Source organism: Arenibacter catalasegens, from assembly GCF_002909235.1.
In the GTDB taxonomy this organism is placed as follows: Bacteria; Bacteroidota; Bacteroidia; order Flavobacteriales; family Flavobacteriaceae; genus Arenibacter; species Arenibacter catalasegens.
This window is the reverse complement of sequence record NZ_PHQQ01000004.1, coordinates 69,451-93,055: the sequence shown is the minus strand read 5'-3', so window position 1 is coordinate 93,055 and position 23,605 is coordinate 69,451. Positions and strand designations below refer to the sequence as shown.

Below are 23,605 nucleotides of genomic sequence, written 5' to 3'. Positions count from 1 at the left end.
AATTGGAAATGAATGATGTACTCATTAAGGAATAGAAAATTTTTGTCTTATGAAAATCAAAAATAGCAGCGCTTATTTAGTCATGGGAGTATTGATTATGTTGGGTTGTTCCGAAAACAAGGAACCCATTACCCCTCCTAACATTGTTTATATTTTAGCAGATGACCTAGGGTATGGAGATGTATCCATTTATAACCCCGAGTCTAAAATAAAGACTCCCAACATTGATAAATTGGCCTCAGAGGGAATGCGGTTTACCGATGCACATTCACCTTCTTCGGTTTGTACGCCAACCAGATATGGAATTTTAACAGGAAGATATTGTTGGCGGACCAAATTACCAACAGGAGTGTTACGTGGTTATGGACAAGCCCTTCTAGAAAAAGATAGAACTACCATAGCCTCCTTATTAAAGGAGCATAAATATACAACTGGTGTAATCGGAAAATGGCACCTTGGCCTAGACTGGGTCTTGAAAGAGGAGTTTAAAGATTCCATAAACAGCGCGTCTGTTCAGAAAAGCGAATTAGGCATTATTACCCAAATGAACGGAGATTGGGTCGATTTTACCAAAAAACCGACAGATGGACCATTGGAGCATGGGTTCGACTATAGTTATATTTTGCCCGCCTCTTTGGATATGGAGCCATATTGCTATTTGGAAAATGATGTTTTAACGGAATTACCTAACGACCATACACCTGGTAACGACCTTGATACCGGGTCTTATGCCACAGAAGCATTTTGGCGGCCTGGGCGTATTACTAAAAGCTTTGATTTCTATGACGTATTGCCCAAGTTCATCGATAAGGCCAAAGAGTTCGTCCAATCGCATTCAAAGAACGAAAAACCATTTTTTTTGTATTTGCCTTTGGCTGCCCCTCATTCACCTTGGGTACCCAAAAAAGATTATGATGGTACTTCTGGAGCAGGTCAATATGGGGATTTTGTGCAAATGGTGGATGCCCAGATAGGAAGTTTTCTGAAAAGTTTGGATGAAAGTAAGGTTTCAGAAAATACAATTGTAATTTTTGCGAGTGATAATGGCCCCTTCTGGAAGCCCGATTTTATAAAACGATTTGATCATAAGGCCACTGACATTTATCGCGGTATGAAAGCAGATATTTATGAAGGGGGTCACAGGATTCCATTTATAGTACGTTGGCCAGGGAAGGTGAAAGCGGGATCTGTGAGTGATTTTAAAACCACACTGACGAATTTGATTGCTACTTCTGCTGATATAGTTGGTATACAGTTGAACGAAAGAACCGGGGAGGATAGTCAGAGTATCTATCCCATTTTATTGGATGATGATAAAAAGAAAGTTGAGGCAAGGCCAATTGTTCACCATTCGTCCAAGGGCTACTTTGCCCTTAGAAAAGGAAATTGGAAACTAATTGAGAAAAGAGGGTCCGGTGGATTTTCTATACCTGTTGTGATAGAGCCAAATGTGGGCGAACCAAAAGGGCAGCTGTACAACATAGCAGAGGATCCTTCTGAAACCAATAATTTATATAGTGAAAAACCGGAATTGGTAAAAGAACTATTGACAGAATTGGATAACATTAAAAATCCTTGATCCATAAAAATTATGGGCATTAACCTTTACAGTCTTAATAATTTAAATATAATCTTCTTGAAATTGCATCCAACCAAGGCATATAAGAAATCCGTTATCGTTCTAAGCCTGCTCACAAGCATTCTGTTTATTTTATTATCCTGTAAGTCTGAAACCGATGGGCCGATCAACGAGCGTATTTTAATGGATAACATTACTATTCCCAAGGGATTTGTTATCGAGAAAATATATAGTCCCGTAGACAAACAACAAGGCTCATGGGTAAGTATTACTCAAGATGACCTTGGCAGATTGTACACTTCGGACCAGTTTGGATATCTGTACCAAGTAACGCTCCCCAATGCCTCAAACAAGCAAGATAGCGTGGTGGTGAAAAAACTGGATATAGAGATTGGCCTCGCACAAGGGTTGCTTTGGCATAAAGATGTGCTCTACGCCTTGGTCAATTCTAACATCAAACGTAATCTACATATTCACAGCGGGTTTTATAAAATTACTGATTCCAGTGGAGATGGCAATTTGGACAAGGTAGATACGCTAAGAGTTTTTAAAGGAAGTTTTGGGGAGCATGGCCCTCACAATATTGAATTGTCTCCAGATAAAAAATCGCTGTATGTAGTGCTGGGAAATCGAATAGTAATCCCGGAAGGGTTGGACAGTTATGTACCGAAAGTCTGGGGAGAAGACAATATATCACCCGTAATAACAGACCCCAGTGGTCATGCCAATGAAGTGATGGCACCTGGCGGATGGGTAGCAAAAATTGATTTAGAAAGTGAAGAATGGACCGTTCATAACGTTGGAATGCGAAATACCTTTGATATTGCATTTAATCAGGACGGGGAACTATTCGGTTTTGATTCCGACATGGAATTGGATTTGGGGATGCCTTGGTATAGGCCTATACGCCTTTGTCATTTTACGAGTGGCAGTGAGTTTGGTTGGCGCAGGGGCACTGGAAAATTTCCGGCGGAATATCCCGATAATCTTCCCGGAATAGCCAATTTAGGACAGGGTTCGCCTACTGGCTTGATGAATGGCGAAGGATTAAGGTTTCCTTCCTACTATCAAAATGGAATGTATCTTTTTGACTGGAGTTATGGCACCATGTATTTTGCAAGCCTTACACCAAAAGGGAGTAGCTATTCCGTTGAAATAGAGGAGTTTTTGTCCGGCGTACCCTTGCCATTGACCAATGGTGTAGTGGGCAATGATGGTTCCATGTATTTTCTCACTGGAGGTAGAGAGTTGGAATCTGCATTGTATAAGTTGACATACACAGGCGAAGAGTCTATCAAAATACGCGACCTTCCAGAAAACGTCGAAGGGGCGGCCGAAAGAAATCTACGAAAGGAGTTGGAAGTCCTTCATGTGCAAAGGGAAGCTGATAAAATCGATTTTATTTTAGAGAATTTGGATCACCCCGATCGGTTTACAAGATTTGCGTCTCGGATTGCCATGGAAAATCAGGAATACGGTCTTTGGAAGAATGAAATATACAATAGCAAATCCCCTTTAAAAACAATTGCACTTGCTATATCCATTGCCAGGCATGGCACTGATGTGGACAGATTACGGTCACTTGATGCATTACTGGAAATTAATTGGACAACGCTGCCCGAGTCACAGCAGGTCGATTTTATAAGAGCGATTGAATTGATATTGATCAGAACGGAAGAGAAATTACCCGAGGCAGTAAAAAACCGGTTGACGGATGTGTTGATTCCCGCTTATCCCAAGAGTACAGATATCATCAACAAAGAACTATGTAAAACATTAAGCTTTTTACAGATACCCGGAATTATACAGCCTACACTGGAAATGATGGAGCGGGACACTATAATAACAGCGGCACAAAAGGTTAACTATTTATCGGGAAATATTTCTGGGAGAAACGAGCAGTATGGGAGCAAAGTCGAAGAAATGCTTAAAAACATGCCGAATGCCCAACATATAAGCTATGCAAAAAGCCTTAGTACAATGGAAAGGGGTTGGACAAACGAATTAAGGGAAAGATATTTTAATTGGTACAACATGGCTTTAAAGAAATCCGGAGGCAAATCTTATGCCCAATATATCAGGAAAATTCAAGAAAAAGCCTTGACCTATGTTCCCATAGCTGAGCGACAATATTTTGAAGCGTTGGCTACTGAGGCTGTTCAGGAGTCCAATAATTTAATGCAGGGTGTAGTGCAACCCAAAGGTCCTGGACAAAACTGGACCGTTGCAACTATAAAATCTGCGTATGCAAATAATAAGGACAAGGTGAATTATGAAAATGGGCAGAATTTTTTCAAGGCTTCACTTTGTGTTAGTTGTCATAGTGTTAAAGGAGTTGGCGGTAATTCAGGTCCTGAATTGACCCAATTAGGGACACGGTTTACAATTTCTGATATGGCGGAAGCCATCATTGATCCCTCAAGTAGTATTTCTGACCGATATCGCTTTACCGAATATCATTTACCAGAAGGAAGAGTAGTAACCGGTAAACTAATCAAAGAAACGAAAAGTGAATTAAGAATTAGTACCAACGCATTTTCCCCGAGTTTGATAACGATTATTAAAAAGAGAGATATTATCAAAGAGGAAGAGTCACCCATTTCGGCAATGCCCCCTGGGTTGATCAATCGATTAAACGAGAAAGAGCTCAGCGATCTTCTTGCATTCTTAATCTCCGGAGGGGATAAAAATCATAAAATTTACAATGAATAGAACAAGTAACTCCAAATTATACGGTATGCAAAAAAACCTTTTCTGTTTTGCAATATGTCTTTTATTATTTGCCTGCAAGACACCCATGAAAACATCTAAAGAACATATAGAAATAATTTCACTTTTCAACGGGGAAAATTTGGATATGTGGAGGGGAGATTCCCGTATCTGGTCTGTGGAGGATGGTTGTATCGTTGGACGAACAACCGATGAAAATCAGATAGATAAGAACACCTTTTTAATTTATGAGAATCCCTTTTCCGATTTCGAACTTAGTTTTAAATACAAAATCATTGGAGGTAATAGCGGTGTACAGTACCGGGCGAAAGTCATTGATGAAGATATGTTCATAGTTGGGGGGTATCAGGCAGATATGGAAGCGGGAATCCAGCATTCGGGAATTTTATATGAAGAAAAGGGAAGGGGTATTTTGGCAAAAAGAGGGGAAGCGGTCGTTGTAGATGAAGAAGGACATAAATCTGTAAATCAATTTGCAAATAGTGAAAGCATTCAGAAGAATATAAAGAGCGAACAATGGAACATCTATAGAATTGTTGCCAATGGAGATCATTTGCAACACTTTATTAACGGGCATAAAACTATTGATGTAATAGATAAAGAAATAGAAAAGAAATCCGCTTCGGGCATAATCGCGCTACAAGTGCACAAAGGACCCAATATGGAGGTTTTTTATAAGGATATTAAGATTAAGAATAAGCCATGATTATGAAAAATGGAATTAAACAATTCTTTTACCTAGGAACACTGGCATTAGCGGTTTCACTTAACTCCTGCTCAGCTGAAAAACCTAAGGATAAGCGTCCTAACATTGTGCTGATCATGTCAGATGATATGGGTTATTCAGATATTGGTTGTTATGGAAGTGAAATCGCCACCCCTAATTTGGATTATTTGGCATCCAAAGGGATTCGTTTCACCAATTTCTATAATGAGGCTAAATGCTGCCCAACAAGGGCATCCCTATTAACGGGTGTCTATCACCATGAAGCCGGTATGGGCCGTATGGTATCCGATTCGGAAAAGGAGATAAAACCCGGACCCTATCAAGGTTTTTTAAACGATCAAACCATAACCCTTGCAGAAGGCCTAAAAAGGGCTGGGTATGCTACTTATATGTCAGGTAAATGGCATGTAGGGGAGCGTAAGGAGCATTGGCCGACAAAAAGAGGGTTCGACCAATATTTTGGTTTGATAAGTGGTGCAAGCAGCTACTATGAGTTATTGGATCAAAAAGAAAGAAAGCGGGTCATGGCGTATAACGGAGAGTCATGGAATCCGCCCACGGAAGGTTTTTACATGACTGATGCTTTTACGGACAAGGCCACATCGTTTATTTCCGACCATGAAACAAAAGATCCGGATCAACCCTTTTTCTTATATCTAGCCTACAACGCTCCACATTGGCCGTTGCATGCTTTGCCCGAGGATATTGCTAAATATGAAGGTAAGTATAATATAGGCTGGGATGAGCTACGAAAAAATAGATATGCAAAACAACTGGAGTTGGGTATAGTCGATAGTAGCTCGCCATTATCTTCACGTACTTCGACCATACCATCTTGGGAGTCCGTTGAGAATAAAGAAGATTGGGCTTTACGAATGCAGGTATATGCAGCCATGGTAGATCGAATGGATCAAGGCATCGGTAAAGTAATAAAGCAATTGGAACAAGCTGGTGAATTGGATAATACCCTTATTGTTTTTGTATCGGATAATGGAGGTTGTGCCGAAAGTGTCGAAGGCCGAAATCTGGATATTAGCGGAAGTGTCATTGGAGAAAAGGGTTCGTATAAAGCTTATAGGGAACCGTGGGCCAATGCCTCAAATACGCCATACAGATATTACAAAAATTGGATGCATGAAGGAGGAATTTCCTCCCCTTGTATTGTTTATTGGCCGAAGGAAATAAAGGAATCTAGAATAGAATCAAAACAGTTCGGTCACATACTGGATATTATGCCCACCTTTTTGGAAGTGGCAGGGGTAGATTATAGCAAGGTTTCCAATGGAGAACCGTTGATTCCCCTGAAGGGAAAAAGTATTTTACCTATTCTTAATAACCAAATGATTACCAGGGATAAGCCTCTTTATTGGGAATTTGCCGGTGCAAAAGCAATGAGGTCAGGAGATATGAAATTGGTAAAGGGAAGTACTACCGATTGGGAACTGTACAACTTAAAAAATGACCCTACAGAGTTGACCGATTTAAGTGCCAAAAAACCTGAGATAGTCGAGGCTATGAAAAAATCCTATCAGGAATGGGCCATTGAAGTAGGAGTTAAATAATATTTGAAAAAGTCAAGGTGATAGTATCCAAAATGAAGATTAACAATATTTCAAAATTAAAAAGCACATTGCTTTTAGTGCTGAGTATGTGTTTAGGTTTTCTTTTTTGTACATGTTCTTCAGCTAAAAAAGAGGCCGCAAGACCAAACGTCTTATTCGTTGCCTTTGATGATTTAAACGATTGGGAAGGTGCTATGTTCGGACATCCACAGAGCATAACCCCCAATATTGATCGCCTAGCAGCAAAAGGGGTTCTATTCAGTAATGCCCATAGTGTGGCCACCATGTGTTGCCCTTCGCGAACTTCGGTAATAACTGGGTTAAGACCTACTACAACAGGAGTTTATAAAAATACGGATACACCTCTAGATCTTTATAAAAGTAAAAGAACCCTAAATAGACATTTTAAGGAAAACGGATATTTTGTTGCAGGAGCTGGTAAGATTTTGCACAAGTTCCATTATGAGAAAACCGATTGGCACGAATTTGTGGGCAGACATCAAGACGATGGAATAGTGGGTAACCGAGAGAATCCAGAAAGGGAAAACATAACCAGGCTGAGCGGTAATATTGCTTGGGGCTCCTTTTCCTCACCGGACTCCTTAACGTTTGATGGTAAAACCGTTGACTGGGTCAAAGACAGAATTAATCGTGACCATGACAAACCGTTCTTTTTGGCCTGTGGCATTTATCGTCCGCATATTCCTTGGTTTGTACCCGAGAAGTACTTTGACCAACATCCCCTGAAGGAGATAAAACTACCCTTGGTTAAAGAAAATGATTTGGATGATGTCCCTCTATCAGGAAAAAATATTGCCTATTCAACATCCAATTTTAGTAATGATAACGACCTGGATAATACAGACCAAAACAGTGAGCATGAAGCCATTAAAAATGCAGATTTATGGCATGAGGCCGTTCAGGCATATCTGGCCTCGGTAAGTTATGCCGATGCACAATTTGGTCGATTGCTTGATGCCCTAGAGAACAGTAAGTACGCTGATAACACCATTATTGTACTATGGAGCGATCATGGATGGCAGCTCGGGGAAAAGGAACATTGGCGAAAGGCTACTTTATGGGAAGAAGTAACCAGGGTTCCACTTATAATTTATGACCCTAAAAATGCAGGGAATGACGAATGTAGGCAAGCTGTTAGTCTCATAGATATTTATCCCACCTTGATTGAACTGTGCGGCTTACCACAGATTGATGCTTTGGAGGGTGAAAGCTTGGTTCCACAATTAATCGACCCCAAAGCTAAAAGAACCGGCCCAGCTATTTCAAGTTTAACGCAAGATTTTCATTCGATAAGAGATAACCGGTTCAGATATACTTCCTACGGAAACGGAGAGGAGGAATTGTATGATCATGAAACAGATCCTCATGAATGGACCAATATTGCTGGCGATATTAATTACAAAGAATTAAAGGAAAAGCTTAAAACTTACCTACCAAAGAGTGCCCAAAAGCCTACGAAAGGAATTTATAACAACCAAAACCAAGAATAAAAGTGTTATGAAATCAAAAAATACAAGTTACATTTTAGTAGTTGGGGTTTTGCTATTGTTGAGCTCATGCATGGGGGTAACCCCAGCTAAGAAAGAAAAACAAAAAAGCCCCAATATAATTTTTATTCTGACGGATGATCAGGGATGGACACAAACTTCGCACCGGGCCGACCCAAATATTCCAGAATCGAAAAGTGACTATTATGAAACACCGAATATGGATTTACTGGCTGAATCAGGGGTGTTGTTTACTGAAGGGTATGCACCCAATCCAATCTGTTCCCCATCGCGTAACAGTTTAATGTTCGGACAAAACGGGGCTAGGCACATTTACAATAAAGATGCTGACTGGTATAAAAAAACAACCAATTGGCTAACTATTCCAAGAGCCATTAAAAAAGCTAACCCTGCTTATAGAACTGCTCATTTTGGCAAGTGGCACATTGCCATGGAACCTAAGGTTGCCGGTTTCGATTACAACGATGGAATGACTTCCAATAGTGGGGGCGAAATTTTTGGTGATGGTTTTTTAAATATCAAAGAGTTTACAAGGGCTGCTGATAAATATATGAAAGATAATAAGGAAGAAAATCCTTCAAATGCTAAAAGGGCCGGCAAGCCAAGCGGACATTGGGACGATAAGAATGCCAAGGATATTTTTGGAATCACCAAACGTGCAAAAGATTTTATGAAAGAGAGTGTTGCTGAGGGGAAACCTTTTTATGTTCAGCTTTCGCACTACGCCGCCCATCTTTCATTGGTATCACAAAAGGAAACCTATGAATATTTTAAGGACAAAAAACCGGGAGAGCGACATACAAACCCGGAATTTGGGGCAATGCTGAAAGATTTGGATACCGGTGTGGGAATGATTATGGATTTTGTTAAAGAGATGGAGATCGAAGACAATACCTACATCTTTTTAATGGGCGACAATGGCGGACGATTATCGCTAAATCAAATTGCAGTAATCGATGAAAACAAGGAACTGGTAAATGCTTATTATTCAACACAGCACAACAGAAATCTTCCGTTACGCGATGGAAAACACTCCTTCTACGAAGGTGGCATAAGGGTTCCGTTTATGGCTGTAGGCCCTGGAATTAAACCCAGCAGAGTTAGCAGAACTCCAGTAACTGGTTTGGACTTTTTACCTACGTTTACGGAGCTGGCTGGGGGAAATGTTGAAATGACAGAGGCAATTGATGGTGGAAATATGGTTCCATTACTACTCAATGACAATATTGAAAAAGTGGATCGGAACAGCGAATACCTGATATTTCATCAAGCGTCTCACCGCAAACCACGGAGTGCCATACGAAAAGGAGATTTTAAACTAATTAAATATTGGTCCAAGGAGACAAAATACAAGAACACACCTAAAGTTGAGCTGTTCAATATAGGAGAAGATTTGGGTGAAACCACGAACATAATCGAAAAATATCCGAAAATAGCAAAAGAACTAGAAACAGAACTAAATAAGTTCCTGACCAAAACAAATGCGGAAACCGGAATACGGGATATTGAAGGAGCATACTATCGTTTAATGGACGATTTGAAGATATCATCTGACGACGACGAATGAAAGTAAGAAGTTTTCTAATCTGGTTTTAAAGGTTTGGGGACACATTATTAATGAAGGCAACCTCAAAAAAAAAGAATCTAAAATTATGGGTTTAGGTAGAAGGCAATTTACAGAATCGTTAGGGGCATCCCTGATGCTTTCACTTTTGCCGGGTATTATTTATAGTAGTTGTGGAACAAAGTCCTTACAAAGTGTTGACTCGGTCTCCTTATTTCTTATCAATGTAACTAAAGCCCGAAATTTTAGTCACTCGGTCTGGTATAACAGACAACATGTTTTTTTGAAAATTCAATCAGGTAATCACATTGGTTGGGCCGAAGCGTTGGTAAATAAAAACGATCTTGATTTTGATATTGCTGCATGGGGAGCTTTCCTGAAGGAGTTACAAGGTCTGAAACTAGAAGAGGCTATAGGATATGTCCGTAATAAATTTCTTAGGGGTACCTGGAATGCCAAACAGAGTGAGCCGGCACTTATTGCTCTGTACGATTTAGTGGGCAAGGTAGCCAATAAGTCTACCATCCAATTATGGGGTCTAGAAGAACGAAATCCTGTTCCTGGTCTCTTCTGTATTTTGGAAAAGGAAGTAGAGCAGGCTTTGAGGCAAGCAGAAATTGCCAAGGAGCAAAAATTGGCCAGCCATGTAAAAGTGAAAATGTTCGGTATTACCGAAGTCGATTTGGCACTGACCAAGGCACTTCGGAGTTCTTTTGGCAAAGAGACTTTTTTAATGGCCGATGCAAACAGGGGTTATAAAGCGTGGACAAGTATTGATGAATTGGCTACAACTTTAAAGGGGTTACAATCAGAAGGATTGGATGCTATGGAAGATCCGGCGGAATTAACATCGGAACAGTGGATAGCCTTACAGTCCAAAGTTGGTGATTTTTCGTTGATTCCTGATCGCCCGATGCGTCCCGCCTATAAAGCGCTCGATTTATTTAATCCCCAAATGGGGGATTATTTCAACATACACCCCGATACCATGGGAACTTTCGAAGAGGCTATAGAATTGGGCAAGAGGATATTGGCTTCCGACCGTGGTTTAATGATCGGGGATAGCAGCCTAATTGGTCCGGCCTGTACATTTTGGCAACAATTGGCCATTGGGTTGGGTGCCTCCTGGGTCGAAGCCATTGAAAAACCACAAGAGTCACAGGTATTCGCCAATTGTGTAAAGCAAATGTCAACAAGAATAAATAACAAAGGGATGAGTGAAATTACCAAGCTGCACCCTGGTTTCGGAATAGAAATGAATGAAACAAAACTCGGAAAAATGGCCGACATTTTTGTTATTCTATATTAGCCAAAAGATTAGTTTTAAATGCAAACACTTGAAATTTATGATTACAATGAATATTAAGAAAGTGAAAAATTACATAAAAATAATGCTGCTGGCCATCGTTGTAAGCGCATCGATTATACCAGCTAAAGCGCAACAAGAGAAACAACCTGCCGATTTGGTCTATCCCTTGCTGGATGCGGCAAATTCACGTTGGTTTTACTTCTCATCGGCAACCCGCCCCTTTGGAATGGTAAATCTTAGTCCGGATATGGGTGTCGGTGGTGCTTGGGATTCGGGATACCGTTATAACAGGGATACCATAAACTTTTTTAGCCACATTCACGCATGGCAATTGTCCGGTATTCCAGTACTTCCTGTAACCGGGGACTTTAAAGGGCATCTTGGGGCGGAAAAATACGGATCGCGCTATTCCCACGAAAATGAGGTAGTAAAAGCTGGCTATCACTCCGTAGACCTTGAAACTTACGATATAAAGGCAGAACTAACGGCCACAACACGTGTTGGTTTTCATAGATATACCTATCCCGAAGGAAAAGAGAAGTACCTGTTGCTCGATCTAGGGGCAATGCTGGGGCCAAGTGGCACAGAAAAAGGGTATGCCAAACAAGTAGGTAAAAATGAGATTGCTGGGTATGCGTTAATGGAGGCAACGCGAAGAAGGCCAAAAGCGACCTATGTGTATTATTCCATCAAGTTCGATACCCCTTTCGAGGCTATGCGGGCATGGCAAAATGGAAAATTATTGGACAAGACCAAAAAGTTCGAAGGCAGTAATGGAGGGGTCTACGTCAATTTTAAGGGCAAAGAAGGCCAGACTGTGCAAATGAAGGTAGCCATATCCTATGTAAGTACGGAACAAGCTAGACTAAATATGCTAAGTGAACTCCCTCATTGGGATTTTGACAAGGTAGCAGCGGATGCCTTCAATGAATGGAACAGTTGGTTGGGCCGTATCGAAATTGCTGGTGGTACCGAAAAACAACAGTCTCGTTTTTATACTGATCTTTGGCATGCTCTGCAAGGCCGGCGGATTATTAGCGATTTTAATGGGAAATATAGTGATATGACCGGAGAATCTCCGCGTGTTGGACAAATACCATTGGATGCCAATGGAAAGCCGAAATTCAACCATTATAATTCTGATTCCTTTTGGGGTGCACAATGGACCATTAATACCTTATGGCATTTGGTGTATCCAGAAGTTTCAGAGGGATTTGTGAACTCTATGCTCAAGATGTACGATGACGGTGGACTGATTCCACGGGGTCCGTCAGGGGGAAATTACACCTACGTAATGACCGGGGCATCGTCTACACCTTTTATTGTTAGTGCGTATATGAAAGGTATTCGGGGTTTTGATATAGATAAGGCTTATGAAGGAATGCGTAAAAACGCATTGCCTGGTGGCATTATGGGCAGAGCTGGATATGAACACAATACAGAATTAGGCGGTGGTCTCACCTATTATATCAACAACGGATACGTTCCGTTTCCCAATCCGGATAAGAATAACGCATTCCATAACGAGGGAGCTGGCCAAACCTTGGAATATGCCTATCAAGATTGGTGTTTGTCACAAATGGCCAAGGCTTTGGGTAAAAATGAAGATGCGTCACTTTTTTCCAACAGGGCCAAAAATTATCAAAATGTGTGGGACAATAGTTCAGGCTGGATGAGGCCGAAGGAGTTTGACGGTAGTTGGATCGAGCCATTCAATCCTATTTTGAGCCACCATGGTTTTGTGGAAAGTACCGCCACACAATCTACTTGGTTCGTGCCTCACGATATGCAAGGCCTTTTTGATCTGATGGGTGGTAATGAAAAGGCAGCCCTTAAATTGAACCAACAATTTCAGATTAGCAATTCACACGATTTTATTTCAAAATCCTTTAAATCGGACAAATTTGTTAGCAGAGCGCTGCATAACACATATCTTAATTACGGCAACCAACCATCCATGCAAGTCGGTTTTATTTTTAACTATGCAGGAAAACCCTGGCTGACACAATATTGGACCCGTGAAGTAACGGAAAGAATTTACAGCCATTTAGACCCACAAAATGGATATAACGGTGATGAGGACCAAGGGCTGATGGGATCCCTGTCTGTATTGTTGAAAATGGGATTGTTTGAGATGAGGGGAGGGGCCGCACTTAGACCTAGTTACGAAATTGGAAGTCCAATTTTCGATAAAATAACAATCAAACTAGATAAAGAGTTTTTCCCAGGAGGAGAGTTTATAATTGAAACCAAAAACAACTCTTCACAAAACAGATATATCCAATCTGCAAATTTGAATGGAAACGTCTTGGACAAGACTTGGTTCTATCACGATGAATTGATAAAGGGTGGTAAACTCATTTTAAATATGGGCCAGGAACCTAATAAAAGTTGGGGTAGTGATCCTAACAAACTACCTAAATCCATGTCTACAGAGTCCAACTAGGAATAAAAATAATAGAAAGTTTTAAAAATGATGAGAAAAAAAATGATGGCAAAAGAATTGAAAACAAAGGTGTAAATACGTAAGTAGATTTAAATTCAGGAATTCAATTCCGAAGTAACTCCCTTGAAAATGGCCAAGTATGTGGTTATCAAGCAGAAAAGCACTGGAAGGTAGGATACTTCCACAAGACCATGGAAATACTGTTTCTTTTAGGAGTATAAAAATTAGAGAAAATTAACTGGCTAGCTGTCAAATTGCATCCGTAAACAACCAATATGATACTTTATGGAAGCAATGAAGCTTAGAAAATCATCATTTTAATTTGAAAGTAATTCGAAATTGACCGTAAAACAAGGATATGTATTATAAAGAATCAATGAAGTTTTTACTATTATTTCTAGTTCTGGCTTCCTGTCAGTCTAATGACCCTAAGGGACCTTATTTTGGAACCGGAATTAAAATTGGAGAGGTTACCCAATCAGAGGCCATAGTCTGGGTTCGTATAACAGAAACGCCTTCGCGAGTTGGAAATGACGCCCCAATGCCGATTGTTAAATACAAGGATGCAAAAACTGGAAAAATGATAGCCCGAATGGGGAGGCCTGACATCAGTCCGGTGGTCGATTTTCCAGACGGGTATAATATTAAAACTATTCAAGGGGCAACACCCGGAAGCCAGGGAAAAGCTCGCTTAAAATATAAGGTGAAAGAGGAGGAGAATTGGATACAAAGGGAATGGCAAATGGTGAACCCAAAAGCTGCATTTTCCACACAATTTAAATTATCCAATCTTTCCCCCGGAAAGGAATATGAATTATTGGTGGAAGCCGGTCCGTTAAAAGGAAATAAAATCAGCGCATCAATGAAGGGTAGCTTTAAAACTGCGCCAGCAAAGAATGTTGCTGCCGATGTGAATTTTATAGTAACAACGGGCACATCTTATTCTGATGTGGACAGTGATACCGGGTATAAAATTTATCCAAGTTCATTAAAATTAGATCCTGAATTTTTTGTTCACACCGGAGATATAGTGTATTACGATGATTTAGGGAAAACGGCAGACTTGGCGCGTTGGCACTGGGATAGAATGTATAGTTACCCCAACAATATCGAATATCATCGGCAGGTAGCAAGTTATTTTATAAAAGATGATCATGATACCTGGATGAATGATGCTTACCCAGGAATGAAAACCAAATTTATGGGGGAATTTACCTATGAGCAAGGCACACAAATTTTCCTTGATGAGGTCCCTATGGGCGATAAAACATACCGAACTATCCGCTGGGGTAAAGACCTACAGATTTGGTTGCCGGAGGGGCGGGACTATAGAAGTGAAAACACTATGCCAGATGGCCCAGAAAAAACGATATGGGGAAAAGAACAAATGGATTGGTTCAAAAAAACAGTTATTGAATCAGATGCTACATTTAAAGTAGTAATTAGCCCTACACCAATTGTTGGTCCCGATCGGGGAAGCAAAAATGACAATCATGCGAATATCGGTTTTCAGTCTGAAGGAGATGTATTAAGAAAATTTATAGGTGAACAAAAGAATATGGTTACCGTCTGTGGTGATCGTCATTGGCAATACGTATCAAAAGATTCAAAAGATGAGGTACTTGAATTTAGTTGTGGCCCAGGAGGTAATGCACATGCCGGAGGATGGAAGCAAGGTAACTTGTTACCGGAACATATTTACTTGAATGTTGTTGGAGGATTTTTAGAAGGCACAGTTTCCCTTGAAAATGGGAAGCCTACCCTAATTTTCCGTCATTATGATCCAGACGGAAATGTTTTAAATGAATATATAATAGAAAAGTAAAATCGAGAAACATGAATCGAAGCTCTTTTATAAAAACTACCTCGGCCGGATTTTCAGCAATGATGATAGCTCCCGGCCTGTGGTCCTTTGTCCCCAAAAAGGGAATTAAGCACTCCTACAAGTTTAGGGCTTACAGACCAGGCCGTTTCTTGGCCCCCGTTACTTGTGTAACTCCTAATGACGGTTTTTATGTACATACTTTTTATGACGTTGTTCCTTGGAGCCCTGATCAAAAATTTTTAACGGTCACAAAATTACCATACCAGGGTAAAACTCCGGTTTGGGGAGATCCGGCCGAAGTTTGCGTGATAGATCTTGAAAATGAGACTATTCAAACCGTTTATAAGACCAAGGCCTGGTCCTTTCAATTGGGGGCCAATGTTCAATGGGGAGCAACATCCAATAGATACCTGTATTGCAACGACCTTATTGATGATAGGCCGGTCTGTGTTCGCATAGATTTGGAATCAGGTGTTGCCAAAGCTTTTTCTGGAGCAAAATATGATATTTCCCCCGATGAAAAATCAATAATAAGTCCTAACCTTCTGACTATGAATATCCATCAATACGGATATGGCGTTCCAGACCGGGTATTTCGAAAGCCGGATACTTTCACTGAAGCGGATATAAAAACTGAAGGTCTATGGCAAACGAATCTGGATACCAATGAAACAAAATTACTGGTAGGATTTGATAAATTTCTTGAAAAGGTTGAAGGTCCTGCAGAGGACCTTTCTTATTACAGTAAAAGTATTCCCTATCTATTCCATTCCAAATTTAACAAGCAAAACACTCGCATATTACAGGTTTATAGAGGGCTAATAGATGATGAGGGAAGAGATGCATCGCTGTTTTCCTTGAACATTGATGGAAGTAATCTGAAACAATGCCTAACCCGTGAGAATTGGAATCAAAAGGCCCGTTTCGGAGGAGGAGGTAACCACCCAAACTGGCACCCTGATGGCGAGCATATTATTATGAACTGTATTCCTAGATGGATGGGTCATGAAGATATGTTGTTCTGTCAATTTAAATACGATGGATCGGATTTTAAGGTGCTTTCTGAAATGCATAGGGGTAGTGGACACCCTAGTGTCAATGCCGATTCAAGTTATTTATTGGCCGATACTTATCCCAAACAAAAATGGATTTCTTCTCCAAAAGGCGAGGTTCCTATTCGATTATTAGATCTTAATACAGACGAAGAACAAATGATCTGTTCCGTGGCTACGAATGTGGGCAATAATGGGAAAGCATACAAAAAAGGGGAAACGGGAAGTCATTACAAACTAGACCCGCATCCCGTGTGGAGCCACAATTACGATCAAGTTTGTTTTAATGGTGCTCCTGAAGGAAAAAGACAAGTATTTATCGCTGATTTGAAAGATGTTATTTAAAATAGATTGAGTAGGTAGCATGTAACCAAGCACCACAACAATGAGCAGACATTTCTTAAAGTTTAACATATGTGTACTGCTTTAAATTAAACTAAAATGAAATTGAAAATCTTTACAAAAGGAATACTATTAGTTACGTTTATAGCTGTTTATGGGTATTCAAATGCTCAAGATAGGCCCAACGTAATAATAATTTATACCGATGATCAGGGAACGGTAGATTTGAACTCCTATGGTGCAACCGATTTAGTAACGCCAAACATGGATAAATTAGTTGAGGATGGTGTAAAATTCACCCAGTTTTATGCTTCCCCGATCTGTTCACCTTCTAGAGCGTCTTTACTTACTGGGAAAACACCACAACGAGCAGGTAGCCCGGGAAATGCGGGTGCTAATCCAAATAGTAATAACGGGCTTCCTGGCGCGGAATACACTATGGCAGAAATGTTTAAAGATGCCGGCTATGCCACCGCTCACATTGGTAAGTGGCATTTAGGATATCAACCAGAAATGAGTCCAAACGCACAAGGTTTTGATTATTCATTTGGACACCTAGTTGGCTGCATCGATAATTATTCGCATTACTTTTATTGGAATGGTCCAAACCGTCACGATCTCTACCAGAACGGGAAAGAGGTTTTTTACGATGGTGCATTTTTTCCCGACTTAATGGTAAAAGAGGCATCATCCTTTTTAGAGCAGAATACAGAACAGCCTTTCTTTATGTATTTTGCTATGAACTTACCGCATTATCCATATCAGGGAGATACAAAATGGCTCGAATATTATCGTGAAAATGGAGTTGCCTATCCACGCGATTTATATGCTGCATTTCTTTCAACGCAAGATGAACGAATTGGTCAGCTTATTAAAAAGATTGAGGAATTGGGATTAATAGAAAATACCATTATTGTTTTTCAGTCGGATAATGGACATTCAACAGAGGAACGCGCTCATGGGGGTGGGGGAAGTGCAGGAATTTATCGAGGTGCAAAACAATGTTTGTTCGAGGGTGGTATTCGCGTGCCTGCAGCAATTAGCTGGCCTGGGAAAATTTCTTCAGGCGAAGTGCGCGACCAATTCGCTGTAAATACGGATTGGATGCCAACTCTTGCTCAATTGTGTGGAATTCAATTAGATACCAAGGAATTAGATGGTAAGAGTTTAATGCCCGTAATCAGTAATGGCAAATCAAATACGCTACACACTGATGGGTATTGCTGGGCATTTAAGGACATGTGGGTTGCCCGCAAGGGAAAGTGGAAATTATTAGGAAATCCTTACGATACCAGTCAGCGCGAATATACTTTTTCAGAAAAACTGTTTTTGGTGAATTTGGAGAAAGATCCTGGTGAGAGAAATAATCTAGCGGTGAAGTATCCTGACAAGGTAAAAGAACTGGAGAATCAATATCGTAAGTGGTTGGTGGAAAATAAAAACAATTGAAGCATTTTTTAAATAATAAAATAGAATAAAATGAAATTTATAAAACAATTGATTCTCTCCCTCCTCATAAGCTTGGTTTCAGTAACAATAACTGCTCAAGATAGACCACCCAACATTGTTTTGATGATGGCCGATGATATGGGTTACGAGTGTTTGAGTGCAAACGGAAGCACTTCATACAACACCCCTTTTTTAGATAAAATAGGTAAGGATGGAATACGATTTAACTATGCCATTTCGCAACCACTTTGCACACCATCCCGGGTAAAAATAATGACCGGTAGTTATAACTATCGGAATTATAAGTCTTTTGGTTATCTGGATGTTAATGAAAAAACTTTTGGAAACCTTTTAAAAGATGCGGGTTACGCCACCTGTGTAGTTGGTAAATGGCAACTGAACGGAGTAAATTCAAAATTTGAAACGCCCGAAAAGGAGATGCTAAAGCGCCCACAACATTTTGGTTTTGACGAGTATTGCTTATGGAACTTTATTGGGGGCTCTGGTGATCGTTATGCGAATCCCAATCTATACCAAAACGGAAAGCAGCTTAGTGGACTGGAAGAGGCTTATGGTCCCGATGTGGTGAGCGATTATGCTATAGATTTTATGAAACGTAACAAAGACAGGCCATTCCTAGTCTACTACCCCATGATTTTGACACATAACCCCTTCCTGCCCACACCTGACTCCAAAGAGTGGAAAGACAAAAATAAGCGACTACAAGGAGACAAAAAGTTCTTTAAAGACATGGTTGAATACACCGATAAAATTGCATTAAAACTGGTAAACACCATCAAAGAACTTGGTCTCGAAGATGATACGATTTTTATCTTTACCGCTGACAATGGAACCCATTACAGCATAACTACCGAAACATTAAATGGCGCATTTAAGGGAGGTAAGGGAATCATGCCCGATGCGGGAACCCATGTACCTATGGTTGTTTATAATCCATCAAAAATTAAAACAGGGTTTGACTATAACGAACTCTTCGAATTCAGTGATTTTCTTCCAACCTTGACCGAAGCTGCAGGACTACCTATTCCTGAAAAAACAGATGGAAAAAGCTTCTATCCACTTTTTTCCAATGAAAACCAACCGTCTAGGGAAACAGTTTTTGTTCATTATGACCCCTTGAAAAGAGCAAATAACGAACAGTGGTACGGACGTTTTGTTCGCGATAAAACATATAAACTATATAGCGACGATCGGTTTTATAATGTGAGCCAAGATGCTGAAGAAAAGCATCCAATAGCCGATACTGAGTTAACAAAAAAGGAACTTTTGTTAAAAGAAAAATTTGAGGCTCAATTAAATTCTGCGCCTCCACATCACTTCAAACAGAGTGATGAATATCCAAAGAAAATTAAGTGATGTCCATGTTAATTAAGGAAAAATTTATTCTGTCGAGGTTGGGGGGAATCGTAATAGGATTAATTTTCATACTTTTTACAGGATGTATAAGTGCTGAAAAGCCTATTGAATCAGATGGTGAAATAAAAGTAACCAGCAGTATGATTTATCCAAAAATCAGAATTTGGACAACGCCTTCCAATGGTGAAGAACCAGCCTTCAATTCTCCCAGTTTTCAATGGCCTTCAAAGAAAAAAACCACCTACGGTATTCGAATTTCATCTTCAAAGGATTTCAACGAAAACCTAATTGAAAAGCAGGGGATTGCTTTCGCCATTTATAACCCGCACCAAGTGTTAAATAAGGGAAAATGGTACTGGCAATATAAGATCCATAATGAGGAATGGAATAAAATCGACTCCTTTACAATCAAAGCGTCTACCCCAAAATTCAAAACGCCAGATATTGAATCTATTTTGTCTAAAATTCCTTCAACACATCCAAGTATTTTAGTAAATAAAACAGATTTGGAAGACCTTAGGAAAAGGGCGGAAAATTACGAGGAGTCGAAAACCATTATTCAGGAGGCTAATAAACATTTAATCCAATTACCTCCAAAAGAGAATTCCGCACTTCCTAAATCTCAAGGAAAAGATGATTTTGAAAATAAAAAAATTGCAAGCTTGGCCAGTAAATGGGTGGGATGGAATGTTTACGAAGTTCTCAATCTATTTTCGCAAGCTTACCTGTTAACAGGGGATGAAATATATTTTACGGCAGCTAGAAAGTGGATGCTCGAAATTTCCAAATGGAATCCGAAGGGGCCAACACATACAAATAATTTCGGTGATGCCGGTATAATGGCCGGGTTGGCCGTTGGAGCTGATACTTTCTGGGATTTATTGTCAAAAACTGAACGGGATGATATAATAAAACAAGCGTCATCAAGAGCAAATCAATTTTATAAAAACTATATCAACCAGGTGGAAAGCCGCTCTTCATCCATGCACGTTTGGCAGCACATTCTGCATCGGATGCTTTATACTTCTCTCGCATTTGTGGGTGAAATTCCGGAGGCAGACCTTTGGTTGGAATATATTTATGAACTGTGGGTTGCACAGGCACCAAAAATGGGAGCAAATGATGGTGCCTGGTTTAATGGAACTTCGTATTTCAGGATGAATACACTTACAATGTATGATTTTAGCAATACATTAAAAGAATTATCCGGTGTTGATTTTATGCGGTCCGATTGGTATAAAAACAATCCACGCTGGTTGATTTATGCATTTCCACCTAATTCTGTAGCCGATGGATTTTGTAACAATGGTGATAGGTTGCCAAAACCTAATATAAACTACGCAGGATATGCCGATGCTGCAGCCCGAATGTTCAATGATCCATACTCTTCTTGGTATGCAAATGAAATTGCTAAAAATCTTGGGCAGAATGTTTCATCTGATGATGAATTTCGCTGGTTCAGGATTCAAAAGGGATATAAAATGAACCTGCCGGCACCGGTAAAAGAATTTGCTCTACCACAGGCCGCTATTTTCCCTGATGCTGGAGTTGCCTATATGCACACCAGTTTACCAAATCCAGAAACAAACCTTATGTTATCCGTGCGCAGCAGCCCTTTTGGATCACTGGCACACACACATGCCGACCAGAATACTTTTAACATTGCTTATGGCGGCAAGCGTCTTTTTTATAATTCGGGGTACCGTCCTGCTATGGGCGATCCTCATTTTCTGGGTTGGCATAAACACACTCAGGGGCACAACGGGATTTTAATTGATGGAGAAGGGCAACCTTTTAGTGATGGAGCTTTTGGATGGGTACCTCGTTTTTTGACCGGGGAACAGATTTCGTATGCTGTTGGCGACGCTTCCAATGCATACGCAGGAAAAGTGGAAGGTAAAAATATTGATTGGGGCTTGAAATTTTTCCGCCGCCATTATATTATGCTTCGGCCCTCAATAATCGTAATTTATGACGAGTTGGAGTCGGAACATAATGCAGAATGGAGCTGGTTGTTGCACAACGATAAAGGGTTTGAAATTGATGCCGTTAACCAAACAATTCTGGCTGAAAGTGAATTTGCCAAGGCTAAAATTTCTCTTTTTTCTTCGTCTGAAATTGATTTTCGTGTTACCGACCAATTTTCCGTTCCTGTAGATAACTGGACAAATAAAGTAGATGAGGACGGAGAGAAATTATTGTTTGAAAACCAATGGCATTTTAAAGGTGTTTCGAAGGAAAAAACTTCAAGAATGCGGTATCTAGCCATTATTCAGGTAAAACCTGATGGCAGTTTTGAGAAGGCAATCAATAATAACGATGATAAATTTACTGTGGGAAACTGGAATATAAAAGTGCAGATGGATACCTCTAAACCAGCAAATATTCAAGTTTGGAATAATGATAATAGCGCTTCGTTGGTTTCTTCCGGAACACTTGTCATCAATGGAAAAACATTTAGTGGAAAAGAATTGGGTAGTTCAAAATTGGTTGAATTGATTGCCGGAGAATCAGTTTTTCAAGAAGCCGTCGATGAAATGCCAGAGGCAATCCAAATAGCGATGAAAAGGGATTCGATTGATAGTAATAAATAATGTAATCTACCTGGTGAATTAATTAAAAACACAATCAATTCAAATGAAAAACAAACTCAACCTTCTCTTTTTTGTTAGCCTGACTTTCTTTGGTTCTATAGTGAGAGCACAGGAAATAAACCAGCAACGGCCAAATGTCTTAATGATTTGTGTAGATGATCTGAACGATTGGATCGGGGTTATGGGCGGTCATCCAAATGCGATAACCCCTAATATGGACAGGTTGGCTGCAAGGGGGGTGCTGTTTACCAATGCGCAATGTCAAGCTCCTATCTGTGGCCCCTCCAGGGCCTCTATGATGTCTGGTCTACGGCCATCTACTACAGGGATTTATGGCCAAATTGACGATGAAGAAATCAGGGGTTCCTCCGACGTAACCCTAGACGTAGTTTTTCTTCCCGAATATTTCAAAAACAATGGGTATCACACAATGGGCAAGGGAAAGTTATTCCACAACTTCGCACCTGCAGGTGTTTTCGATGAGGCGGCGGGGAGAGAAAAAGGATTTGGGCCAAAGCCGGAAAAAAACTTTAAATGGGATAAAAAGGGAACCAGTACAGATTGGGGCGCATTTCCTGAAAGAGATATTCAAATGCCGGATTATAGAACTGCAAAATGGGCCGTTGAAAAATTGGGGGAAGATTATGAAAAACCATTTTTTCTAGCAGCGGGCTTTGTTCGACCCCATGTACCTTGGTATGTACCACAGAAATGGTTAGATATGCATCCTGTCAGTGGCGTTCAAACCCCTCCTTATAAAAAGAATGACTTTAATGATTTACCGGCTATTTCTAAACAGGTACATGAAATGCCAATGATGCCAACAACCGAATGGGCCATTGAATCTGGGGAGTGGAAAAATATAGTGCAGGCCTACTTAGCAAGTGTAACCTTTGTAGATAATTATATTGGTGAAGTTCTCAACGCCCTCGAAAATAGCAAATACAAAGACAATACAATTATAATTCTCTGGTCTGACCATGGATATCAATTGGGCGAAAAGGGGACTTTCGCTAAGCATGCGTTATGGCAAGAAGCTACAAATGCTCCGTTGATTATTTCCGTTCCCAAGGGGCAGAAGGGGTTAGTCCGTGAGCAAGCAGTTGAAATGTTGGATATCTATCCCACACTCCTCGATTTGTGCAACTTACCTCCGAATACAAAGAATGAGGGTAAAAGTCTAAAGTCGATGATAGAAAACACCAATTTAAATGACGAATATTTTGCGGTAACGACCTATGGTAGAAACAACCATGCCGTGGTTTCTGAGCAGTACAGGTATATTCGCTATGAAAATGGGGCCGAAGAATTATACGATCATGCAAACGATCCCAATGAATGGCAAAATATTGCCAATGATACGGCCAACAGTACGATCATTCAAATGCACAGGCAAAAGCTACCTGTTCGGAATGCACTTTGGACCTTGAATGGAAAAAATAATTCCGTAAATACTTATTTTGAAAAACAACGTGCCGAACAGTCATACCAACAGGGATTAAAGAATTAAAAAACAGGAA

14 protein-coding genes are annotated in these 23,605 nt (G+C 40.2%); all 14 read left to right on the top strand.

The window, feature by feature from the left end:
- Positions 1–49 precede the first annotated feature (49 nt).
- The 14 genes from CWD90_RS05195 (at position 50) to CWD90_RS05130 (ending at position 23,595) form a co-directional block, all read left to right on the top strand.
- Positions 50–1,579 carry a sulfatase family protein gene (locus tag CWD90_RS05195; protein WP_103474872.1) on the top strand — a complete coding sequence of 510 codons (1,530 nt, stop codon included), beginning with the start codon at positions 50–52 and terminating at the stop codon, positions 1,577–1,579.
- 57 nt (positions 1,580–1,636) lie between these two features.
- A complete protein-coding gene (locus CWD90_RS05190; RefSeq protein WP_157941163.1) occupies positions 1,637–4,291 on the top strand; it encodes a c-type cytochrome in 2,655 nt (884 codons plus the stop codon).
- An 85-nt stretch (positions 4,292–4,376) separates the two neighbouring features.
- The gene (locus CWD90_RS05185) at positions 4,377–5,015 is read left to right on the top strand and encodes a 3-keto-disaccharide hydrolase (RefSeq protein ID WP_157941162.1); all 639 of its coding nucleotides are present in this window, start codon (positions 4,377–4,379) and stop codon (positions 5,013–5,015) included.
- A 2-nt stretch (positions 5,016–5,017) separates the two neighbouring features.
- A complete protein-coding gene (locus tag CWD90_RS05180; RefSeq protein WP_205161207.1) occupies positions 5,018–6,598 on the top strand; it encodes an arylsulfatase in 1,581 nt (526 codons plus the stop codon).
- A 32-nt stretch (positions 6,599–6,630) separates the two neighbouring features.
- Positions 6,631–8,109, top strand: a complete 1,479-nt coding sequence (locus CWD90_RS05175; protein ID WP_103474868.1) for a sulfatase — start codon at positions 6,631–6,633, stop codon at positions 8,107–8,109.
- A 7-nt stretch (positions 8,110–8,116) separates the two neighbouring features.
- Positions 8,117–9,694 (top strand): sulfatase, encoded by a 1,578-nt coding sequence (locus tag CWD90_RS05170; RefSeq protein ID WP_157941161.1) that lies wholly within the window; start codon positions 8,117–8,119, stop codon positions 9,692–9,694.
- A gap of 85 nt (positions 9,695–9,779) precedes the next feature.
- On the top strand, positions 9,780–11,000 hold the full coding sequence (locus tag CWD90_RS05165; RefSeq protein ID WP_103474866.1) for a mandelate racemase/muconate lactonizing enzyme family protein: 1,221 nt from the start codon (positions 9,780–9,782) through the stop codon (positions 10,998–11,000).
- A gap of 46 nt (positions 11,001–11,046) precedes the next feature.
- Positions 11,047–13,446, top strand: a complete 2,400-nt coding sequence (locus tag CWD90_RS05160; RefSeq protein ID WP_103474952.1) for a GH92 family glycosyl hydrolase — start codon at positions 11,047–11,049, stop codon at positions 13,444–13,446.
- A 376-nt stretch (positions 13,447–13,822) separates the two neighbouring features.
- Positions 13,823–15,271 carry an alkaline phosphatase D family protein gene (locus tag CWD90_RS05155; RefSeq protein ID WP_205161206.1) on the top strand — a complete coding sequence of 483 codons (1,449 nt, stop codon included), beginning with the start codon at positions 13,823–13,825 and terminating at the stop codon, positions 15,269–15,271.
- A gap of 11 nt (positions 15,272–15,282) precedes the next feature.
- On the top strand, positions 15,283–16,668 hold the full coding sequence (locus CWD90_RS05150) for a TolB family protein (protein ID WP_103474865.1): 1,386 nt from the start codon (positions 15,283–15,285) through the stop codon (positions 16,666–16,668).
- 96 nt (positions 16,669–16,764) lie between these two features.
- Positions 16,765–18,114, top strand: a complete 1,350-nt coding sequence (locus tag CWD90_RS05145) for a sulfatase-like hydrolase/transferase (protein ID WP_103474864.1) — start codon at positions 16,765–16,767, stop codon at positions 18,112–18,114.
- Positions 18,115–18,144: 30 nt separating this feature from the next.
- A complete protein-coding gene (locus CWD90_RS05140; RefSeq protein WP_103474863.1) occupies positions 18,145–19,491 on the top strand; it encodes a sulfatase-like hydrolase/transferase in 1,347 nt (448 codons plus the stop codon).
- A complete protein-coding gene (locus tag CWD90_RS05135) occupies positions 19,491–22,085 on the top strand; it encodes a DUF4962 domain-containing protein (RefSeq protein ID WP_103474862.1) in 2,595 nt (864 codons plus the stop codon). Before CWD90_RS05140 ends, CWD90_RS05135 begins: the two co-directional genes overlap by 1 nt.
- A gap of 43 nt (positions 22,086–22,128) precedes the next feature.
- Complete coding sequence (locus CWD90_RS05130; RefSeq protein WP_205161205.1) at positions 22,129–23,595, top strand: sulfatase; 1,467 nt, start codon at positions 22,129–22,131, stop codon at positions 23,593–23,595.
- Positions 23,596–23,605 lie beyond the last annotated feature (10 nt).